At 73.1% G+C, this 23,090-nt stretch carries 2 protein-coding genes; both read left to right on the forward strand.

Going from position 1 to position 23,090, the window contains the following annotated elements; genetic code table 11:
* Positions 1–25 precede the first annotated feature (25 nt).
* Complete coding sequence (locus IE198_RS34075; protein ID WP_229834825.1) at positions 26–15,511, forward strand: non-ribosomal peptide synthetase; 15,486 nt, start codon at positions 26–28, stop codon at positions 15,509–15,511.
* A 14-nt stretch (positions 15,512–15,525) separates the two neighbouring features.
* On the forward strand, positions 15,526–23,090 hold a 7,565-nt coding region (locus IE198_RS34080; protein ID WP_189893822.1), incomplete at its 3' end, for a non-ribosomal peptide synthetase.

Here is a 23,090-nt window from a genome sequence, read left to right on the forward strand (position 1 = left end):
CGAGCACGGACGGATCGCGGACGTCCTGCCGCTCTCCCCGCTCCAGCAGGGCCTCTTCTTCCACGCCCAGTACGACGAGCAGGCCGAGGACGTCTACACCGTGCAGCTCGCCCTCGACATCGAGGGCCCCCTGCGGGCGGAAGCCCTGCGTGCCGCGGCCGGGACGCTGCTCGCCCGCCATGCGGGTCTGCGCGCGGCGTTCCGTCACGAAGGCCTCGACACCGCTGTGCAACTGATCCCCGAAAGCGTCGAACTCCCCTGGGAGGAGATCGACTTCACCGGTGTGCCGGCCGAGGACCGCGAGGCCGCCGTACGCGACTGGGCCGACGAGGACCGGGCCGTGCGCTTCGACCCTGCCCGGCCGCCGCTGATGCGCTTCGCGCTGCTGCGGACCGCTGCCGAGCGGCACCGTCTGGTGATCACCAACCATCACATCCTGCTCGACGGCTGGTCCATGCCCGTCCTGGTCAAGGAGCTGCTGGCCCTCTACGGCCACGAGGGCGACGGCACCCGTCTGCCCCATGTGACCCCCAACAGGGACTATCTGACCTGGGTCGCCGGCCAGGACCGTACGGCCGCCGAGACCGCCTGGCGGCAGGTGCTCGACGGACTCGACGAGCCGACCCTGGTCGCTCCCGGCGGCCGGGACGGCAGCCCGGCCGCCCCCGACCGGGTCACGGTCGACCTTCCCGCCGCGCTCACCGCGCAGCTCACCGCTCTCACCCGGACCGGCGGGGTCACCCTCAACACCCTGTTCCAGGGCGCCTGGGCCATGGTCGTGGGCCAGCTGACCGGCCGCGCGGACGTCGTGTTCGGCGGCACCGTCTCCGGCCGCCCGCCGCAGGTCCCCGGTATCGAGTCCATGGTCGGCCTGTTCATCAACACCCTCCCGGTGCGGGTCACCCTCGACCCGGCGCAGCCGCTCGGCGCCCTGCTCGAACGGCTGCAGGAACAGCAGGCCGGGCTCATGGACCACCAGTACCTCGGTCTCACCGACATCCAGCAGGCGACCGGGCTCGGCGAACTCTTCGACACCCTGGTCGTGTTCGAGAACTACCCGCTCGACGCCGACGTACTGGAGATCGGACACGGCCTGTCGGTCACCGGCATCGAAGGGCACGATGCCACCCACTACCCGCTGATCCTCACCGCCGTCCCCGGAGAGCGGCTGCAACTGCGGCTGGACTTCCGTACCGACCTGTTCGACACGGTCGCCGCCGAGGCCCTGATGTCCCGGCTGGTGCGGCTCCTGGAGAACGCGGCCGAGCTGTACGACCTGCCGGTCGGCCGGATCTCCCTCCTCGGCCCGGAGGAGCGCCACCAACTGCTCGTCGCCTGGAACGACACCGAGAGCGACGAGCGCGACGCCCGGCCGGTGCCCGCGCTGTTCGGCGACCTCGCCGCGTGGTCGCCGTCCGCCGCGGCCGTCGTCGGTGACGCCGGCACCCTGTCGTACGGAGAGCTCGACACGCGCGCCAACCGGCTCGCCCATCGGCTTCTCGCCGCGGGCGTCGGCCCGGAGGACCGGGTCGCGCTGCACATGGAGCGTTCGCCCGACCTGGTGGCAGCCCTGCTCGCGGTCCTGAAGGCGGGCGGCGCGTACGTGCCGCTCGACCCCAGGTTCCCGCAGAGCCGGATCGCCCACATCCTTGCCGAGACCGGCGCGACGGTGCTTCTCGTGGACTCGGCCGACGCCCTTCCCGGCGCGGCGTCCGGGCTGACGGTGATCGAGGTCGGTGCGGCCCTGGCCGATGCCGGCGCGCCCTCGCACGACCCGGCCGTCACCGTGCGTCCGGGGCAGCTGGCCTACGTGATGTTCACCTCCGGCTCCACCGGTGTGCCCAAGGGCGTCGGGGTCACCCACCGCGACATCGCCGCGCTGGCAGCCGCCCGCCGCTTCGAGGACGGGCACGAGCGGGTGCTGCTGCACTCGCCCACCGCTTTCGACGCGTCCACCTACGAGTTGTGGGTCCCGCTGCTGGGCGGCGGCCAGGTCGTCGTCGCCCCGCCCGGGGACCTCGACGCCGTGAAGCTGCGCGAGATCGTCGACCGGCACGGGGTCACGGCCCTCTGGCTGACCGCCGGCCTGTTCCGGCTGATCGCGGAGGAGGGGCCCGGCTGCCTCGCCCGGGTCCGCCAGGTGTGGACCGGCGGTGACGTGGTCCCTGCCGCGGCGGCCCGCCGAGTGCTCGAAGCCTGCCCCGGCCTCGTGCTCGTCGACGGTTACGGGCCGACCGAGACCACGACCTTCGCCACCACCTACCGCGTCGAGTCGGCGTCCGAGGTGCCGCGGTCCCTGCCGATCGGCCGGCCTCTCGACGGCCTGCGGGTGTACGTACTGGACGCGGCCCTGCGTCCGGTGCCGGGCGGGCTCGCCGGCGAGCTGTACATCGCCGGCGACGGCCTGGCCCGCGGTTACCTCGGCCGGCCCGGCCTGACCGGCGAGCGGTTCGTCGCCGACCCGTACGGCCCGGCCGGAAGCCGGATGTACCGCACGGGTGACCTGGTGCGCTGGAGCGCCGACGGCCAGGTCGAGTACCTGGGCCGCACCGACGACCAGGTGAAGGTCCGCGGCTTCCGGATCGAGCTCGGCGAGATCGAGGCCGTGCTCGCCCGCCACACGAGCGTCGCCCAGGCCGCGGTGATCGTCCGTGAGGACCGGCCGGGCGACCAGCGGATCGTCGCCTACACGGTCCCTGCGGAAGGCGCCGCCGACGACCCCGCCGCGCTGAGGGAACACGTGGCCGCCGCACTGCCCGAGTACATGGTGCCGTCCGCGTTCGTCGCGCTGGACACCCTTCCGCTGACCGGTAACGGCAAGGTCGACCGCAAGGCGCTGCCCGCGCCCGAGCTGGGCGCCGCGTCGTCCGGGCGGGGGCCGCGCAACGCCCAGGAGGAGATCCTCGCCGGGCTGTTCGCCGAAGTGCTCGGCCTGCCCGCGGTGTCCGTCGACGACAGCTTCTTCGACCTGGGCGGCCACTCGCTGCTGGCCACCCGTCTGGTCAGCCGCATCCGCTCCGTCTTCAGGGCCGAACTCGCCGTCCGGGCCCTGTTCGAGGCGCCGACCGTGGCCACCCTCGCCGGCCGCATCGCCGGCGCGGGCGGCGCGCGCAAGGCGCTCACGGCCCGGGAACGGCCGGAGGAGATCCCGCTGTCCCCGGCCCAGCGCCGGCTGTGGTTCCTGAACCGCTTCGAAGGCCCGGGAACCACCTACAACCTGCCGCTGGCCCTCCGGCTCACCGGCGAGCTCGACGTGGCGGCCCTGAACGACGCGCTCGCCGACGTCGTCGCCCGGCACGAGAGCCTGCGCACCGTCTTCCCCGAGGTGGACGGGCGGCCCCGGCAGCAGGTGCTGTCGGCCGGCGCCGCGAGGCCGGCCCTGCCGACCGAGGACGTCACGGAGACCGCACTCGACGCCGTGCTCCGCGAAGCCGCCGCCGAAGGCTTCGACCTCGCGTCCCAGCCGCCGCTGCGCGCCCGGCTGTTCCGGGTCTCGGCCACCGAGCACGTGCTGCTCGTCGTGGTGCACCACATCGCCGGCGACGGCTGGTCCATGGCCCCCTTCGCCCGCGACCTCGGCCTCGCCTACGACGCCCGGCGCGGCGGCGCCGCCCCCGCGTGGCAGCCGCTGCCCGTGCAGTACGCCGACTACACCCTGTGGCAGCGGGACGTACTCGGCGACGAGACGGACCCGTCCAGCCCCCTGGCCCGGCAGATCGACCACTGGCGGACGGCCCTCGCCGGGCTGCCCGAGGAGCTGTCCCTGCCGGTGGACCGGCCACGTCCGGCCGAGGTCACGTACCGCGGCGAGAGCATCCCGCTGCGACTGCCGGCCGACGTCCACGAGCGGATCGTCGCCGTCGCCCGGGAGAACCGCGCCAGCGTCTTCATGGTGGTGCAGGCCGCCCTGGCGTCGCTGCTCGGCCGCCTCGGCGCCGGCGAGGACATTCCGGTCGGCAGCGTGATCGCCGGCCGCACGGACGAGGCGCTGAACGACCTCGTCGGGTTCTTCGTGAACACCCTGGTGCTGCGCACCGACCTCTCCGGCGACCCGACCTTCCGCGAACTCCTCGAGCGGGTACGGGAGACGGACCTGGCCGCCTACGCCAACCAGGACGTGCCGTTCGAGCGGCTGGTCGAGATCCTCAATCCGGCCCGTTCGCTCGCCCGCCACCCGCTGTTCCAGGTCATGCTGGCCTTCCAGAACAACGCGGAGGCCACTCTCGACCTCGACGGCGTGCGGGCCGCCGCCCTGCCGATCGGGCTCGCCGCCGCCAAGTTCGACCTGCTCTTCTCCCTCGAGGAGAACTTCACCGAGGACGGCGCACCCGCCGGACTGAGCGGCGTCGTCGAGTTCTCCGCCGACCTGTTCGACCGCGCGACCGTCGAGGCGGTCGGCGACCGGTTGGTCCGTCTGCTCGCCGCCGTCACCGAGGCGCCCGACACCCGTATCGGCTCCGTCGACGTACTCAGCGGCGAAGAGCGGCACCGGGTGCTCACGGAGTGGAACGACACCTGCCGCGACGTCCCGCCGGCCACCGTGCCCGAGCTGTTCCAGGCCCAGGTCGCCCGCACCCCGGACAACCCGGCGGTCGGGCACGCCGGCCGGGAGATCGGATACGCGGAACTCGACGAGCGCGCCAACCGGCTCGCCCGTCTGCTGATCCGGCGCGGCGCCGGACCCGAGCAGTTCGTCGCGCTCGCCCTGCCGCGCTCCGCGGACGTGATCGTCGCGCTGCTGGCCGTACTGAAGTCCGGTGCCGCCTATCTGCCAGTCGACCCCGGCTACCCGGCCGACCGCATCGCCTTCATGCTCTCCGACGCCCGGCCCACGCTGGTGCTCACCACCAAGGAGGCGGCCGCAGTCCTCCCGGAGGGCACGGAGGCGCTGCTGCTCGACGACCCGGAACTCCTGCGCGAACTGGTCGGACTGCCGGGCAGCGCACCGGCTGACGCGGACCGGGTCCGCCCGCTCACCCCGGACAACCCGGCGTACGTGATCTACACGTCCGGATCCACCGGCCGCCCCAAGGGCGTCGTCGTCGCCCATCGGGGCGTCGCCGACTTCGCGGCCTGGGCGGCCGCCGACATCGGCCCCGAGCGGCTGTCCGACGTCCTCGCCTCGACCTCGCTCAACTTCGACGTCTCCGTCTTCGAGATGTTCGGACCGCTGCTCAGCGGCGGCCGTATCGAGGTCGTCCGCGACGTGCTCGCCCTGCTGGAGGGCACGGAGGAGCGCTCGTACAGCCTGATCAGCGCGGTGCCCTCGGCCCTCGCGCACACGATCGGCCAGGGCGGCCCCGCCCGGTTCGGCGCCGGCCTCGTGGTGCTCGCCGGAGAGGGCCTGTCCGCCCACACCGCCGACGCGATCCGGGCCGCCGTCCCCGGCTGCACGATCGCCAACATCTACGGGCCCACCGAGGCGACCGTGTACGCCACCGCCTGGTACGGCGACACGGACACCGACCGCACCCCGCCGATCGGCAGGCCGCTGCACAACACCCGCGCCTACGTGCTGGACGCAGGGCTGCGCCCCGTGCCGCCGGGCGTACCGGGAGAGCTCTACCTGGCGGGCACCGGGCTCGCCCGGGGGTATCTGAACCGTCCGGCGCTGACCGGCGAGCGGTTCGTCGCCGACCCGTACGGCCCGGCGGGAAGCCGGATGTACCGCACCGGTGACCTGGTGCGCTGGAGCGCCGACGGCGAGATCGAGTACCTGGGCCGCACCGACGACCAGGTGAAGGTCCGCGGCTTCCGTATCGAGCTCGGCGAGATCGAGGCCGTGGTCGCCCGCCACACGGGCGTCGCCCGCACCGCCGTCGTCGTCCGCGAGGACCGGCCGGGCGACCGGCGGATCGTCGCCTACGCGGTCCCCGCCGAAGGCGCCGCCGTCGACGCGGCCGCCCTGCGCGACCACGTGGCCGCCGCACTGCCCGAGTACATGGTGCCGTCGGCGTTCCTGTTCCTGGACACCCTCCCGCTCAACCCCAACGGCAAGCTGGACCGGCGCGCGCTGCCCGCACCCGACTTCGGTTCCGAGGCCGGCGCCGGCCGGGCGCCGCGCACCGAGCGCGAGCACACGCTCTGCGCGCTGTTCGCCGAAATCCTCGGTGTGGAGCGGGTATCCGTCGACGACAGCTTCTTCGACCTGGGCGGTCACTCCCTGCTGGCCACCCGGCTGGTGAGCCGGGTGCGGACGCTCTTCGGCGCCGAACTGGCCGTCCGGGCACTGTTCGAGAGCCCGACGGTCGCCGCCCTCGCCGAGCAGCTCGGCGACAGTACGGAGGCACGGCCGGCCCTGGTCGCCCGGGTGCGCCCGGAGACCGTCCCGCTGTCCCCGGCCCAGCGCCGGCTGTGGTTCCTGAACCGCTTCGAGGAACGCAACGGCACCTACAACCTGCCCCTGGCCGTACGGCTCACCGGCGAGCTCGACCCCCGTGCCCTGCGCGAGGCGCTGGGCGACGTCGTGACCCGTCACGAGAGCCTGCGCACCGTCTTCCCCGACACCGACGGGCGTCCCCGCCAGCTGGTACTGGCGCCCGAGCAGGCGCGGCCGCAGCTGCCCGTGTCCGAGTACGACACCGATGCCCTGGCCGCGGCCGCGGCCCAGGACTTCGACCTGGCCACGGAAGCGCCGCTGCGCGCCCGGCTGTTCCGGGTCTCCGCGACCGAACACGTCCTGCTGGTCGTCGTCCACCACATCGCCGGGGACGGATGGTCCATGGCCCCGCTCGCCCGCGACCTGGGCGCGGCGTACTCGGCCAGGCGCGGCGGCACGGCCCCGGTGTGGCCGCCGCTGCCGGTGCAGTATGCGGACTACACGCTGTGGCAGCGTGACCTGCTCGGCGACGAGGACGACCCCGACAGCGGCCTCGCCCGGCAGACCGCCTTCTGGCGGCACACCCTCGCCGGGCTGCCTGAGGAGCTGGCGCTCCCCGCGGACCGGCCCCGCCCCGCGGAGATGAGCTTCGGCGGCGACACCGTCCCGCTGGAGATCCCGGCGGAGGTCCACGAGCCGCTGGCGCGGCTCGCCCGCGACAGCCGGGCCAGTGTCTTCATGGTGGTGCAGGCAGCGATCGCCGCCCTCCTCGGCCGGCTCGGCGCCGGCACCGACATCCCGATCGGCTCGCCGATCGCGGGCCGTACGGACGAGGCGCTGGACGACCTGGTCGGATTCTTCGTCAATACGCTGGTGCTGCGCACCGATGTGTCGGGCGACCCGACCTTCCGCGAGCTCGTGGAACGGGTCCGCGAGACCGACCTCGCCGCCTACGCGCACCAAGACGTTCCCTTCGAGCGGCTGGTCGAACTGCTCAATCCGGAGCGCTCCCTCGCCCGCCACCCCCTGTTCCAGGTGATGCTGTCGCTCCAGAACAACGCGGAAGCCGGCCTCGAGCTCGACGGGCTACGGATCGAACCCCACGACACCACCGTGGACGGTGCCAAGTTCGACCTGTCCTTCCAGCTGGCGGAGCGCTTCGCCGAGGACGGCAGCGCCGCCGGCATCGGCGGACGCGTCGAGCTCGCCACCGACCTGTTCGACCCGGAGACCGTCCAGGAGCTGGCCGAGCGCCTGGTGCGGATGGTCTCGGAACTGGTCGCCGACCCCGACCGGCGCCTGTCCTCGGTGGAGGTGCTCACCGAGGAGGAGCGCCACCGGGTCCTCACCGAGTGGCGCGGCACCGAGCGGGACGTTCCCGCGGCGACGCTGCCGGAACTCTTCGAGCGGCAGACCGCGCGGACCCCGCACGCCACGGCCCTCGTCGCCGGCGGCACCCGCCTGACCTTCGCCGAACTCGACGCCCGCGCCAACAAGCTGGCGCGGCTCCTCATCCGTCATGGCGTCGGCCCCGAGCAGTACGCGGCCGTCGCCCTGCCGCGCACGGCGGACCTCGTCGTCGCCCTCCTCGCCGTGACCAAGGCGGGCGCAGCCTACGTCCCCGTCGACCCGACGCTGCCGGCGGACCGGATCGCGCTGCTGCTGCAGGACGTCGGGACCACGGTCCTGCTCACCTCACAGGACGCCCGTGACACGGTCCCCGCGGACCGTGGCGGCATCAGCCTCGAGGTCGACGCGCCCGCCGTCGTGCAGGCGCTGGAGGCGCTGCCGGGCACCGCGCCCGACGACTGCGAACGGATCGCCGCCCTGCGGCCCGACCACCCGGCCTACGTGATCCACACCTCCGGCTCGACCGGCCGCCCCAAGGGCGTCGTGGTCGCCCACCGCAGCCTGACCAACCTCCTTCACCACCACTTCGACGAGCTGTACGCCGACGTCACCGCGGACGCGGGCCGGCCGCTGCGCGCCGCCCTCACCGCCGCCGTCTCCTTCGACGCGTCCCTCGACCCGCTGCTGTGGATGGTGGCCGGTCACGAGCTCCACCTCGTGGACGACGACACCCGCCGCGAACCGGCGGCGCTCATCGGCTACGTACGGGACACGGGCATCGACTTCATGGAGCTCACCCCGTCGTACGCCGAACAGCTCGTCGCGGAAGGCCTCGTACGGGACCCGCAGGCCCGGCCGCGGATCCTGGCCCTCGGCGGCGAGGCCGTGAGCCCGGCGCTGTGGCGGGAGCTGGCAATGACGCCCGGCATCACCGGGTACAACCTCTACGGGCCCACCGAGACCACCGTCGACGCCGTGACCGCACGCACCGGCGAGACGGCACGGCCGCTCATCGGGCGCCCCGTCACCAACAGCCGCGTCCAGGTGCTGGACGAGGCGCTGCGACCGGTCGCGCCGGGCGTGGCGGGTGAGTTGTACATCGCGGGTGCCGGTCTGGCCCGGGGCTATCTGCGCCGGCCGGCGATGACGGCGGAGCGGTTCGTCGCCGACCCGTACGGCCCGGCAGGCTCGCGGATGTACCGCACCGGGGACGTCGTCCGCTGGACCCGTGACGGCGAACTGGAGTACCTGGGCCGCACCGACGATCAGGTCAAGGTGCGCGGGTTCCGGATCGAGCTCGGTGAGATCGAGTCCGTACTGTCCCGCTACGAGGGCGCCGCGCAGGTGGCGGTGGTCGTCCGGGAGGACCAGCCGGGGATCAAGCGCCTCGTCGCATACGTCGTTCCGCGCGCCGGGGAGCTGGATGTGGCGGCGGCCCGCGCCCATGTGGCGCAGGCGCTGCCCGAATACATGGTGCCCGCCGCGTTCGTAGCACTGGACACTCTGCCGCTGACCGCGAACGGCAAGCTGGACCGGCGCTCGCTGCCGGCACCCGAGCTGACCAGCGGCGGCAGCGGGCGGGCCCCGCGCACCGAGCGCGAGGAACTGCTGTGCCGTCTGTACGGCGAACTGCTGGGCGTGGAGGGCGTGTCGGCCGACGACAGCTTCTTCGAGCTGGGTGGCGACAGCATTGTCTCGATCCAGTTGGTGAGTCGTGCCCGTAAGGCCGGGCTGGTGTTCTCGGCGCGTGAGGTGTTCCAGCACCGCACCCCGGAGGCTCTCGCCGCTGTCGCCGTCTGCTCTTCCTCGGTTTCCGCGGAGGTCCCGGAGGCGGCTCTGGGGCTGGTGCCCGAGACGCCGATCGTGGCGTGGCTGCGTGAACTGGACACGGAGGTGGACGGGTTCAACCAGGCGATGCTGGTGCAGACCCCGGCGGATGCCACGTACGACCGGATCGAGTCGGCGCTGCAGCGTGTGCTCGACCGCCACGACGTGCTGCGCTCGCGGCTGGTGCGCGGCGACGACGTCTGGAATCTGGAGGTGTCCGGGCCGGGCACGGTGCGGGCCGCGGATGTGCTGAGCCGAGGGAACGGTGACATCGCCGCCGAGGCGCGGGCCGCTCAGCGGCGACTCGCCCCCGAGGCGGGTGTGATGGTGCAGGCCGTCTGGTTCGAGGACGCTGGCCGGCTGCTGCTGATGGCCCACCACCTGGTGGTGGACGGAGTGTCCTGGCGGATCGTGCTGCCGGACCTGGCCCAGGCGTACGAGGGTGCGGAGCTGGAGTCGGTGGGGACCTCGTTCCGTCGCTGGGCGCAGGAGTTGCGTACGTCGGCAGCGGAGCGGGCGGGCGAACTGCCGCTGTGGCAGGACATGCTGGCGGGTGTTCAGGATGCGCCGCTCGGTGCTCGTCCGCTCGACCCGGCCGTGGACACCGCCTCGGCGGTCCGCCACCTGTCCCTGACGCTGCCGGCCGAGGTGACCGCTCCGCTTCTCACGCGTGTCCCCGCCGCCTACCGGGCGGGTGTGAACGATGTGCTGCTGACGGGCTTCGCGCAGGCGGTGGCCGCGTGGCGGGGTGACGGCTCGTCCGGCGTCCTGGTCGACCTGGAGGGTCATGGTCGCGAGGATGTCGTCGGGGGTGTGGACACCTCTCGTACGGTGGGCTGGTTCACCAGCATGTTCCCGGTCCGGCTCGACGCCGGGCACGCCACCGATCCCGGCCGGGCGCTGAAGGCGGTCAAGGAGCAGTTGCACGCCCTGCCCGACAACGGCATCGGCTACGGGCTGCTGCGCCACCTGAACGCGGAGACCTCGGCCGTGCTTGCCGAGCTGCCCTCGCCGCAGATCGGGTTCAACTACCTGGGCCGTTTCGACGCCGGTGACGGCACCGGCACGGAGGCGGCCGACTGGTCCCTGCGTTCCGACGCCGACCTCGGCGACGGCCGCGACCCGAAGGGCCGTGTCGCCCACGTGCTCGACGTGAACGCCGTGACCATCGAGGGTTCCGACGGCCCGTGCCTGGTGGCCGACTGGTCATGGCCCGAGGACCTGTTCTCCGAGGACCAGGTGCGTGCGCTGGCCGAGGGCTGGTTCGACGCGTTGCGTGCGCTCGCACGCCACGCCGCCGAACCGTCCGCCGGTGGTCTGACCCCGTCCGACCTGCGTCCGCTGGTCTCCCTCACCCAGGAGCAGATCGACACCCTGGAGGCCGAGCACGGACGGATCGCGGACGTCCTGCCGCTCTCCCCGCTCCAGCAGGGCCTCTTCTTCCACGCCGTCTACGACGAGCAGGCCGAGGACGTCTACACGGTCCAGCTCTCGTTCGACATCGAGGGCACCGTGGACCGTGAGGCGCTGCGCGCCGGCGTGCGGACGCTGCTCGCCCGCCACGCGAACCTGCGGGCGGCCTTCCGGCACGAAGGCCTCGACGCCCCGGCACAGATCATCCCCGCCGACGTCGAACTCCCCTGGACCGAGACCGACCTGAGCGGCCTTGCCGAGCAGGAGCGCGCCGAGGCCGTGGAGCGGCTGACCGCCGAGGACCGGGTGCGCCGGTTCGACCTCGCCGCGCCCCCGCTGATGCGGTTCACCCTCCTCACCACGGCGCCCGACCGGCACCGGCTCCTCGTCAGCCACCACCATCTGCTGCTGGACGGCTGGTCCATGCCGGTCTTCCTCGGCGAACTGTTCTCGCTGTACGGGAAGCAGGGCGACGGAGCCTCGCTGCCCCAGGTCACCCCGTACCGCGACTACCTCGCCTGGGTCGCCGGCCAGGACCGCACGGCCGCCGAAGCCGCCTGGCGGCAGGCCCTCGACGGACTCGACGAGCCCACCCTCCTGGCCGCCCCCGACCCGTCCCGTCCGGCGGTGCTTCCCGTCCGTACGCGGCTGGAGCTCCCGGAGGAGCGGACCGCGGCGCTCGCCCGCTGGGCGCGGGCACGCGGCGTCACCGTCAACACCGTCGTCCAGGCGGTGTGGGCCATGGTGGTGGGCCAGCTGACCGGCCGTGCGGACGTCGTGTTCGGCGGCACCGTCTCCGGACGCCCGCCGCAGGTCCCCGGTATCGAGTCCATGGTCGGCCTGTTCATCAACACCCTCCCGGTGCGGGTCACCCTCGACCCGGCCGAGACGCTCGGCACGCTGCTCGAACGGCTGCAGGAACAGCAGGCCGGACTCATGGACCACCAGCACCTGCCGCTCGCCGACGTACAGCGAACGGCAGGCCACGGGGAACTCTTCGACTCGCTCGTCATCTTCGAGAACTATCCGCTCGACGCCGACGACCTTCGCAGGTCCGCCGGCGGGCTCGGCATCGTCGGCGGTGACAACCACGAGAGCACGCACTATCCGCTCAGCCTCACCGTCAGCCTCGGCCGCTCCCTCGGGCTGGACCTGGCACACCGGCCCGACCTGCTCGACCAGAGCCGTGTCGACGCACTCGCCGCCTGCCTGCTGCGACTGCTCGGCGAAGCCGCGGACCACGCGGAGCAGCCCGTGGGACGCCTGCGGCTGCTCGCCCCGGAGCACGAGCGGCAGGTCTTGGGGGAGTGGGCCGGCACCGTCGAGACCGAGGCCGCCCCGGCGCTGCTCGACCTCTTCGCCGAACGCGTGGCCGCCACGCCCGACGCCCTCGCGGTCGCCTCCGGCGCCGAGCGCCTGTCGTACGCCGAGCTGGACGCCAGGTCCGACGAACTGGCGCGGGAGCTCACCGGGCGCGGTGCCGGACCCGAGAAGTACGTCGCCGTCGCACTGCCCCGTTCGGCCGGCCTGCTGGTCGCACTCCTGGCAGTGCTCAAGTCCGGTGCGGCGTACGTGCCCCTCGACCCGGAACACCCGGCGGAGCGGCTCGGCTACGTGCTCGAGGACGCCCGTCCGTCGCTGCTGCTCACCACCGCGGAGACCGCAGCCGCACTGCCCGCCGGCGACACCCCGCTGCTGCTGCTCGACGCCCCGCGGACCGGCCAGGCGCCCGAGGCACCGCGCCCGCCGACGGCCGAGGGCCGCAACCCGGCATACGCGATCTACACCTCCGGGTCCACCGGCCGCCCCAAGGGCGTGGTCATCTCCCGTGAGGCGCTGGACAACTTCCTCGCCGACATGTCCGCACGGGTTCCGATGGACGGCACGGACCGGCTTCTCGCCGTCACCACCGTCTCGTTCGACATCGCGGCCCTGGAGCTGTACCTGCCGCTGCTCGCCGGCGCCGGGGTGGTGATCGCGACCAAGGACGAGGTTCTCGACCCCGCAGAACTCAGCGCGCTGCGTGACGAGTACGGCTGCACCGTCATGCAGGCCACCCCCTCGCTGTGGCAGACGCTGCTCGCACACGGGCCCTCCGTCCTCGACGGGCTGCGCATGCTGGTCGGCGGCGAAGCCGTATCGGGAGGGCTGGCCGGGGCGATGGCCGCGGCGGGAACGGCGCTCAACGTGTACGGACCGACGGAGACCACCATCTGGTCCACCACGGCCGTGCTGGACGGCACCGCCTCCGCCCCGCCGATCGGCCGGCCGATCCGGAGCACCCGCGCGTACGTCCTCGACAGCGCCCTGCGCCCCGTCGCACCCGGAGTGCCGGGCGAGCTGTACCTCGCCGGCTCTGGTCTGGCCCGTGGCTACCTCGGCCGTCCCGGCCTGAGCGCGGAGCGGTTCGTCGCCGACCCGTACGGTGAGCCGGGCAGCCGGATGTACCGCACGGGTGACGTGGTGCGCTGGGGCGACGCGGGCGAACTGGAGTACCTGGGCCGTACGGATTTCCAGGTGAAGGTCCGCGGCTTCCGCATCGAGCTCGGTGAGATCGAGTCGGTGCTGGCCAGGCACGAAAGGGTCGCCCGGGTCGCCGTGGTCGTCCGCGAGGACCGGCCGGGTGTGAAGCAGCTGGTGGCCTACACGGTCCCGGCGGGCGAGGCGCCCGACACCGCCGATCTGCGGACCTACGCCGCTGCCGAACTGCCCCACTACATGGTCCCGGCCGCCTTCGTCGTCCTCGACGAGCTGCCGCTGAACACCAACGGAAAGCTCGACCGCAAGGCGCTGCCCGCCCCGGACTTCGGAGCCATGCCGGCCGGCCGCGCCCCGAAGGGGCCGCGCGAGGAGCTGCTGTGCCGGCTCTTCGCCGAGGTCCTGGGCCTGCCGGAAGCGGGTGCCGAGGACAGCTTCTTCACCCTCGGCGGCGACAGCATCGCCTCCATCCAGCTGGTCGGCCGGGCCCGCCGGGCGGGTCTGGTGCTCACGCCGCGCGAAATCTTCCGGCACAAGACCCCGGCGGCACTCGCGGCCGCTCTGCCGCAGAGCGCCGCGGAACGGATCCTGGCCGCCGATCCCGAGGGCGCCGACCCGGCGCTCGGGGCCGTGCCCGGCACGCCGATCATCCGCTGGCTTCGCGAACTCGGCGGACAGATCGACGGCTTCAACCAGTCGGTGGCCTCGCCCGTCCCCGGCGACCTGACGCTGGAGCAGCTCACGTCGGTGGTCCAGGCCGTCCTCGACCACCACGACGTGCTGCGCGCCAAGCTGGTGCGGACCGACACCGACTGGGCGCTGCACATCCCGGAGACGGGGGCCCTGAGTGCCGCGGACGTGATCCACCGCGTCGACGTCACCGGCCTCGGCGAGGAAGCGCTCGCCGCGGCCGTCGACACGGAGGGACGCGCGGCGCAGAACCGGCTCAGCCCCGACAACGGGCTGATGGTGCAGGTGGTCTGGTTCGACGCCGGCCCCGACGCCCTCGGCCGGCTGGTGCTGATCGTCCACCACCTGGTGGTCGACGGCGTCTCCTGGCGCATCCTGATGCCCGACCTGATGGCCGCCTACGAGGCCGTCACGGCCGGCCGACAGCCCGTACTCGAACCGGTGTGGACCTCGTTCCGGCAATGGGCGAGGGGATTGGTCGCTGCTGCCGCGGCACCCGAGCGGGTGGCCGAACTGTCCTTGTGGGCCACCATGCTGGCCGACCATCAGGAGACGCCTCTCGGTACCCGCGCGCTGGACCCGGCGCGCGACGTGGCCGGCACCGTGCGCGAGCTCACCGTGACGCTGCCCGCGGACATCACCGGCCCGCTGCTGACCACCGTTCCCACCGTGTTCCGCACCGGGGTCAACGAGGTGCTGCTGACCGCGTTCGCACTGGCGGTGACCGAGTGGAACCGCGACCGGGGCCGGCCGGACGGCGGTGGGGTGCTGCTCGACCTGGAGGGCCACGGCCGGGAGGAACTGCTCGCCGGGATCGTCCCGGACGCGGACATCTCCCGCACGGTCGGCTGGTTCACCAGCCTCTTCCCGGTCCGGCTCGACCCCGCCGTGCCGGAGGCCGACCGGGCAGAGGTCCGGGCCGGCGGCCCGGCCGTCGGCCGCGCCCTGGACCGGGTCGCGGCGCAGCTCGGCGCACTGCCCGACAACGGCGCCGGATACGGCCTGCTGCGCCATCTCAACGACGGGACGGCGCCCGTGCTGGCCGCCCTGCCGACGCCGCAGATCGGCTTCAACTACCTCGGCCGCTTCGCCTCCGGCGACGGCGAGGACAACGGTGACGGCGGCCTCGGCGGCAGCGACGACGCCATGCCCGCCGCGCACGCCCTGGAGCTGAACGCGCTGACCCAGGACCGGCCCGACGGGCCCCGCCTGGTGGCCTCCTGGTCCTGGCCCGGTGAGCTGTTCAGCGAGGAAGAGGTGGCATCGCTGGCCGACGGCTGGTTCCTGGCCCTGCGCGCCGTGGTGACCCACGCGGCCGACCCCGCCGCACGGCAGGCCGGCGCCGCGGCACCGCAGAGCGCCGCGTCGGTGGCGCCTCTCCTCGATCTCGACCAGGACGAGATCGATGCATTCGAAGAAGACCTCGGGTTCTGAGTGGAGATAGCGAAATGACAACGTCGAAGCCGCGGCTCGAGGGCATCCTTCCGCTCTCCCCGCTCCAGCAGGGCCTGCTCTTCCACGCGCAGTACGACACGACCGGCCCGGACGCCTACACCATGCAGTTCGTCCTCGACATCGAGGGCGGCCTCGACATCGGGGCCCTGCACGCCGCCTGTGCCGGCGTGCTGCGCCGCCACTGCGGACTGCGGGCCGCCTTCCGGTACCGCAAGAACGGCGAGCCCGTGCAGCTCATCCCGTCCGAGCTGGCCCCGGACTGGACGTACACCGACCTGTCCGCGCTGCCGCCCGCCGACAGTGCTGCGCAGGCCGCCCGGCTCGTCGCCGAGGACCGCGCGCGCCGCTTCGACCCGGCGCGGCCGCCGCTGATCCGCTTCACGCTGATCGGCCTGGGCGACGGCCGCCACCAATTCGTCCTCACCGCCCACCACATCCTGATCGACGGCTGGTCCCGGGCACTTCTGCTCGGTGAACTGTTCGAGCTGTACGGCCTGTTCGCCAAGGGCGACGACGAATCGGCGCTGCCGCCCGTCACCCCCTACCGCGACTACCTCGCCTGGGTGGCCGCCCAGGACCGCGCCGCAGCCGAGAAGGCCTGGCAGCAGGTGCTGGGCGGGGTGGAGGAGCCGACGCTGCTCGCCGCGCCGGACCCGTCCCGCGAACCGGTGGCGCCCGCCGGCGCGAGGGTCGAACTGTCGCAGGAGCGGACCGCGGCCCTGACCCGGTGGGCCAGGGAACGCGGCGTCACCGTCAACACCGTCGTCCAGGCGGCCTGGGCGATGGTGCTGGGGCAGCTCACGGGCCGTGCGGACGTCGTCTTCGGCGGCACCGTCTCCGGCCGCCCGCCGCAGCTGCCCGGCGTCGAGTCCATGGTCGGGCTGTTCATCAACACGCTCCCCGTACGGGTCGCCCTCGATCCCGCGGAGACGCTGGGCGCGCTGCTCGACCGGCTGCAGGACCAGCAGGCCGGGCTGATGGACCACCAGTACCTCGGCCTCGCCGACATCCAGCGGCTCACCCCGGTCAGCGGCGAACTCTTCGACACGCTGCTGGTCTTCGAGAACTACCCGGTGGACACCGATGGCCTGCGCCGCGCCGCCGGTGGTCTCGGCGTCGTCGACGGCCGCAGCCACGAAGGCACCCACTACCCGCTCGGCCTGATGGTCCACGCGGGCAGCACCCTCGCGCTCGAGCTGAGCTACCGGCCCGACGTCCTCGAGCCGGCCGCCGCCGTCGCCGTGGGCGAGACCCTGCTGCGGGTGCTGGACGGCTTCGAGACGGCGCAGGACATACCCGTCGGACGGCTGGACCTGCTCACCGCCGGCGAGCGCGAGCTGGTCCTCGACCGGTGGATCGACACCGCGCATCCGGCGGCGCCCGAGACGCTGCCCGCCCTCTTCCGGCGCACCGCCGACCGCCACGCCGACGCCATTGCCGTCGAACACGGCGACAGCAGCCTCAGCTACGCCGAACTCGACGCCCGCGCCAACAGGCTGGCCCGGCTGCTCGTCACCCGCGGCGTCGGACCCGAGCGCACCGTCGCCCTGGCCGTCGCCCGGTCCACCGAACTGATCGTCGCCCTGTGGGCGGTCCTCAAGGCCGGCGCCGCCTACCTGCCGGTCGACCCGGCCTACCCGGCCGACCGCATCGCCCACATGCTGAGCGACGCGGACCCGGTCCTCGTCCTCACCGACAGCGCCACCTCGTCCGCCATCCGGGCCGCCGTCCCCGACGCCGACGCGCCCCACCTGGTACTCGACAGCCCGGACACGGTCCGGGAACTCGGCGCGCTGAAGGACACCGACCTCGACGACGGAGAGCGGACCGCCCCGCTCTCCCCGCTCTCCCCGGCGTACGTCATCTACACCTCCGGCTCCACCGGGCGGCCCAAGGGCGTCGTCATGCCCGGCGCGCCGCTCGCCAACCTCGTCGCCTGGCACGAGGACGTGCTGCCGGGCGGACCCGGCGTGCGCACCGCCCAGTTCACCGCCATCAGCTTCGACGTCTCGGCGCAGGAGATCCTCTCCACCACGCTCTCCGGGCGCACCCTCGTCATCCCCGACGAGGACACCCGGCGGGACCCCGCCGCGTTCGTACGGTGGCTCGACGAGCAGCGGATCGCCGAGGTGTACGCACCCAACCTGGTCATCGACGCGCTGTGCGAGGAGGCCACCGGGCAGGGCCTGGAGCTGCCCGCCCTCGCGCATCTGGCGCAGGCGGGCGAGGCGCTCGTGCTCAGCAAGCAGATCCGCGACTTCCACCACGGCACCGGCCGAGTCCTGCACAACCACTACGGCCCGACCGAGACCCACGTCGTCACCGCGGCCACCCTCCCCGCGGTCCCGGACCGCTGGCCCGCCCGGCCGACGATCGGCCGCCCGATCCGCAACACGCGCACCTACGTCCTCGACGGCGCCCTGCGCCCGGTGCCTCCGGGCGTGCCGGGCGAGCTCTACCTGGCCGGTACCTGCACGGCCCGCGGCTATCTGAACCGGCCCGGCCTGACCGGCGAACGGTTCGTCGCCGACCCGTACGGCCCGCCCGGCAGCCGCATGTACCGCACCGGCGACGTGGTGCGGTGGACGGCCGACGGCGAGCTCGACTACCTGGGCCGCAGCGACCACCAGGTCAAGATCCGCGGCTTCCGCATCGAACTCGGCGAGATCGAGGCGGTGCTCACCGCGCACCCCTCGGTCGCCCAGGCGGCCGTCATCGCCCGTGAGGACCGGCCCGGCCTGAAGAGCATCGCCGCCTATCTGGTGCCCGCGCCCGGGTCCAGCGTGCCGGAGACGGCGCAGCTGCGCGCGTACGCGGCCGACGCGCTGCCCGACTACATGGTGCCCTCCGCGTTCGTCACCCTCGACAAGCTGCCTCTCACGCCCAACCGCAAGCTGGACCGGCGTGCGCTGCCCGTACCGGAAGGGGCGAACGCGGAGGGCAGGGCGCCGCGCACCGACCGGGAGGCACGGCTGTGCGCCCTGTTCGGCAGCGTGCTCGGCCTGGAGCAGGTTTCGATCGACGACAGCTTCTTCGACCTCGGCGGCCACTCGCTCCTCGCCACCCGGCTGGTGAGCCAGGTGCGGACGGCGTTCGACGTGGAGATCGCCGTCCGCGTCCTGTTCGAGGCGCCCACCGTGGCGGAGTTCGCCGAACGGCTCGACGCTGCCGGCCGGGCACGTAGACCCCTCACCCCCGCACGACGCCCCGAGCAGGTCCCGCTGTCGCCCGCGCAGCAGCGGCTGTGGTTCCTCAACCGGTTCGAGGACGCCGGCGGCAACTACAACCTGCCGCTGGCCGTACGCCTCTCCGGCGAACTACGCGTCGGGGCGCTGCGCGCCGCGATCGCGGACGTCGTCGGCCGCCACGAGAGCCTGCGCACCGTCTTCCCCGAGGCGGACGGGCAGCCTCACCAGGTCGTCGTCGACACCGAGCGGGCCGTGCCCGCGCTTCCCGTGATCGGGGTCGCGGAGCAGGATCTGGAGGCCGCACTCGCGGCCGCCGCGGGCAAGCGGTTCGACCTCACCACCGAAACGCCCGTTCACGCCCGCCTGTTCGCGCTCGACGGCACCGAGTACGTGCTGTTGCTGGTCGTCCACCACATCGCCGCCGACGGCTGGTCCATGGCCCCGCTGGCCCGCGACCTGAGCGAGGCCTACCGGGCCCGGTGCGCCGGTGAGGCCCCTGCGTGGCAGCCGCTCCCCGTCCAGTACGCCGACTACACGCTCTGGCAGCGTGAGGTGCTCGGCGACGAGAACGAGCCGGGCAGCGAACTGTCGCGGCAGGTGAGCTTCTGGCGCGCCGCGCTCGACGGCGTCCCCGAGGAGCTCAGTCTGCCCGCGGACCGCCCCCGGCCCCCGGAGACCAGCTACCGGGGCGACACGGTCGAGTTGGAGATCCCCGCCGATGTGCACCGGCGGCTGGCGGCCCTCGCCCGGGAGTGCGGCGCGAGCGTGTTCATGGTCGCGCAGGCGGGACTCGCCGCACTGCTGTCCCGGCTCGGTGCGGGCACCGACATCCCCATCGGTTCCCCGATCGCGGGCCGCACCGACCAGGCCCTGGACGACCTCGTCGGATTCTTCGTGAACACGCTGGTGCTGCGCACCGACGTGTCCGGCGATCCGACGTTCCGTCAGCTGATCGAGCGTGTCCGGGAGACGGACCTGGCCGCCTACGCCAACCAGGACGTGCCGTTCGAACGGCTGGTGGACCTCCTCAACCCGGAGCGCTCCCTGGCCAGGCACCCCCTGTTCCAGGTGATGCTCTCCTTCCAGAACAACGCGGAAGCCGGCCTCGACCTCGACGGACTGCGCTCCACCGGCGAGGCCGTCGGGCTCAGGACGTCCAACTTCGACCTCTCGGTCGTCCTCGAGGAGCGGTTCGGCGCTGACGGCACGCCGACGGGTGTCGCCGGCGGCATCGAGTTCGCCACGGACCTGTTCGACCGGGAGACGGCGGTCGCGCTCGCCGCCCGGCTGGTGCGGATCGTCGGCGAGCTCGTGGCGGACCCGGACCGGCGGCTCTCCACGGTGGACGTGCTGGACGAGGACGAGCGCCGGCGGATCCTCGTCGACTGGAACGACACCGACCATGACGTGCCGCCGTCCACCCTGACCTCGCTGTTCGAAGAGCAGAGCGCCCGCACGCCGGACGCCACCGCCCTGGTCTTCAAGGACGCACGGCTGACCTTCGCGGAGCTCAACGGGTGGGCGAACCGGCTGGCACGCCGGCTTCTCGCGAGCGGGGTACGCCCCGAACAGCCGGTGGCCGTCAAGCTGGCGCGCGGACTTGAGCACATCGTGGCCCTGCTGGCGGTGATGAAGACCGGCGCGGTGTACGTCCCCGTCGACCCGGCGTATCCCGAGGACCGCATCGCCCACATGCTCGAGGACGCCCGGCCGGCCGCCGTGCTCGACGACCCCGCGGAGCTGCACGGCCCGTGCCTCGCGCTGCCCGCGCACGACCTGACCGACGACGAGCGGGGCGGCCCGCTGCGCCCCGGCAACGCCGCGTACATCATCTACACGTCGGGTTCCACGGGGCGTCCCAAGGGTGTCACGGTCGAGCACCGCAGCATCGTGAACCTGCACCACGACCACTTCGGCCGGCTCTACGCCCCGCACATCAAGGACGCCGGGCAGGGCCCGCTGCGCGTCGCGCTGGCGGCGTCCTTCTCCTTCGACGCCGCGTTCGACCCGCTGCTGTGGATGATTGCCGGACACGAACTGCACATCGTCGACGACGAGGCCCGTCACGACGCGGGACTCCTGCTCGACCATGTGCGGCGGGTCGGCGGCTTCCACCACGTCGACACCACCCCGGCACACTTCCAGGAGCTCCACGACCTCGGTCTGACGGCCGACCCGGCGACGCGGCCGCGGATCGTCAGCCTGGGCGGTGAGGCGCTGGGTGAGGCCCTGCGCGAGGAACTCGGGTCGGTGGACGGGCTGGTCACCTACAACCTCTACGGTCCGACCGAGACCACGGTGGACGCGCTGGGGCAGCGGATCGACGAGGCCGGCCGCGTGCTGGTGGGCCGGCCGCTGAGCAACTACCGGGCGTACGTCCTCGACGAGTTCCTGCGCCCGGTGGCGCCCGGCGTGGCGGGAGACCTGCACATCGCGGGCGCCGGTCTCGCCCGCGGCTACCTTGGCCGGCCCGACCTGACGGCCGAGCGCTTCGTCGCCGACCCGTACGGCCCGGCAGGCTCGCGGATGTACCGCACGGGCGACCTGGCCCGCTGGACCAGGGACGGCAGGATCGACTGCCTGGGCCGGGCCGACGACCAGGTCAAGATCCGCGGCTTCCGCGTCGAACTCGGCGAGATCGAGACCGCGCTGGCCGCGCGCGCGGACATCGCCCAGGTCACCGTCATGGTGCGGGAGGACCGCCCCGGCATCAGAGAACTCGTGGCCTACGCCGTACCGGTTGCCGGCCGGAGGCTGCCCGACGCCGAGGAACTGCGCCGCGGCCTCGGTGAGCGGCTGCCCGACTACATGGTGCCCACCGCGTTCGTCACCCTCGACCGGCTTCCGGTGACGGTCAACGGCAAGCTCGACCGCAAGGCCCTGCCCGCACCCGGCCCGCGCACCGGCGCCGGCGGCCGCGCCCCGCGCACGGCGCAGGAGAAGGCCCTGTGCGACATCTTCGCCGAGGTGCTCGGCCTGGAGCAGGTGTCGGTCGACGACAGCTTCTTCGACCTCGGCGGACACTCCCTGCTCGCCACCCGGGTGGTCAGCCGGGCCCGGTCGAAGCTCGGCGCGGAACTCGCCGTCCGGACCCTCTTCGAAGCGCCGACCGTCGCCGCCCTCGCGGCGCGCCTCGGCGACGCAGGACAGGCCAGGGAGGCGCTGACCGTACGTGAGCGCCCGGCCGAGATCCCCCTGTCGCCCGCGCAGCGCCGGCTGTGGTTCCTCAACCGCTTCGAGGGTCCCGGCGCCACCTACAACATGCCGATGGCGGTACGGCTCACCGGCGCACTGGACACCGACGCGCTGACGGCCGCCCTCGGCGACGTGGTGGTCCGGCACGAGAGCCTGCGCACCGTCTTCCCCGACACCGGTGGTCGGCCGCGGCAGCTGATACTCACGCCCGAGGAAGCCCGCCCGACGCTGGAGACGGCCGTCTTCGACCCCGAGGCGCTGGCCGCGGCCGTCGCTCGGGGCTTCGACCTCGCCTCCGAGATCCCCCTGCGGGCAAGTCTGTTCACCGTGTCCCCGGACGAGCATGTGCTGCTGCTGGTCGTGCACCACATCGCGGGCGACGGCTGGTCGTTGGCTCCGTTGGCGAACGACCTGTCGGCCGCGTATGCGGCGCGGTGGGGTGGGGCGGCGCCGGCGTTCACGTCGTTGCCGGTGCAGTACGCGGACTACACGCTGTGGCAGCGGGATGTGCTGGGTGACGAGGACGACCCGGTGAGTGAGCTGTCGCGTCAGGTGGACTACTGGCGTGGTCAGCTGGCCGGGGTGCCGGAGGAGCTGGTGCTGCCGGTGGACCGGCCGCGTCCGGCGGAGATGAGCTACCGCGGCGACACGGTGAGCTTCCGTGTGTCGCCCGAGACGCACGAGCGCCTGCTGCAGGTGGCCAAAGAGTCGCGCAGCAGCCTGTTCATGGTGGTCCAGGCCGCCCTGTCGCTCCTGCTGTCCCGGCTGGGCGCGGGCGACGACATTCCCGTCGGCAGCGTCATCGCGGGTCGTACGGACGAGGCTCTGGACGACCTGGTCGGCTTCTTCGTGAACACGCTGGTGCTGCGTACGGACGTGTCGGGTGATCCGACGTTCCGTGAGCTGCTGGAGCGGGTGCGGGAGACGGACCTCGCGGCGTACGCGAACCAGGACGTGCCGTTCGAGCGGCTGGTGGAGGTGCTCAACCCGGAGCGTTCCATGGCCAGGCACCCCCTCTTCCAGGTGATGCTCGCCTTCCAGAACACGGGCGAAGCAACCCTCGACCTCGAAGGACTGCACATCGCTCCCGAGGACATCACTCTCGACGCCGCGAAGTTCGATCTGTCGTTCACGTTGGCGGAGTCGGTGGGGGGTCTTGAGGGGAGTGTGGAGTT

Origin of the sequence: Streptomyces xantholiticus, from assembly GCF_014651015.1 — a bacterium.
In the GTDB taxonomy this organism is placed as follows: Bacteria; Actinomycetota; Actinomycetes; order Streptomycetales; family Streptomycetaceae; genus Streptomyces; species Streptomyces xantholiticus.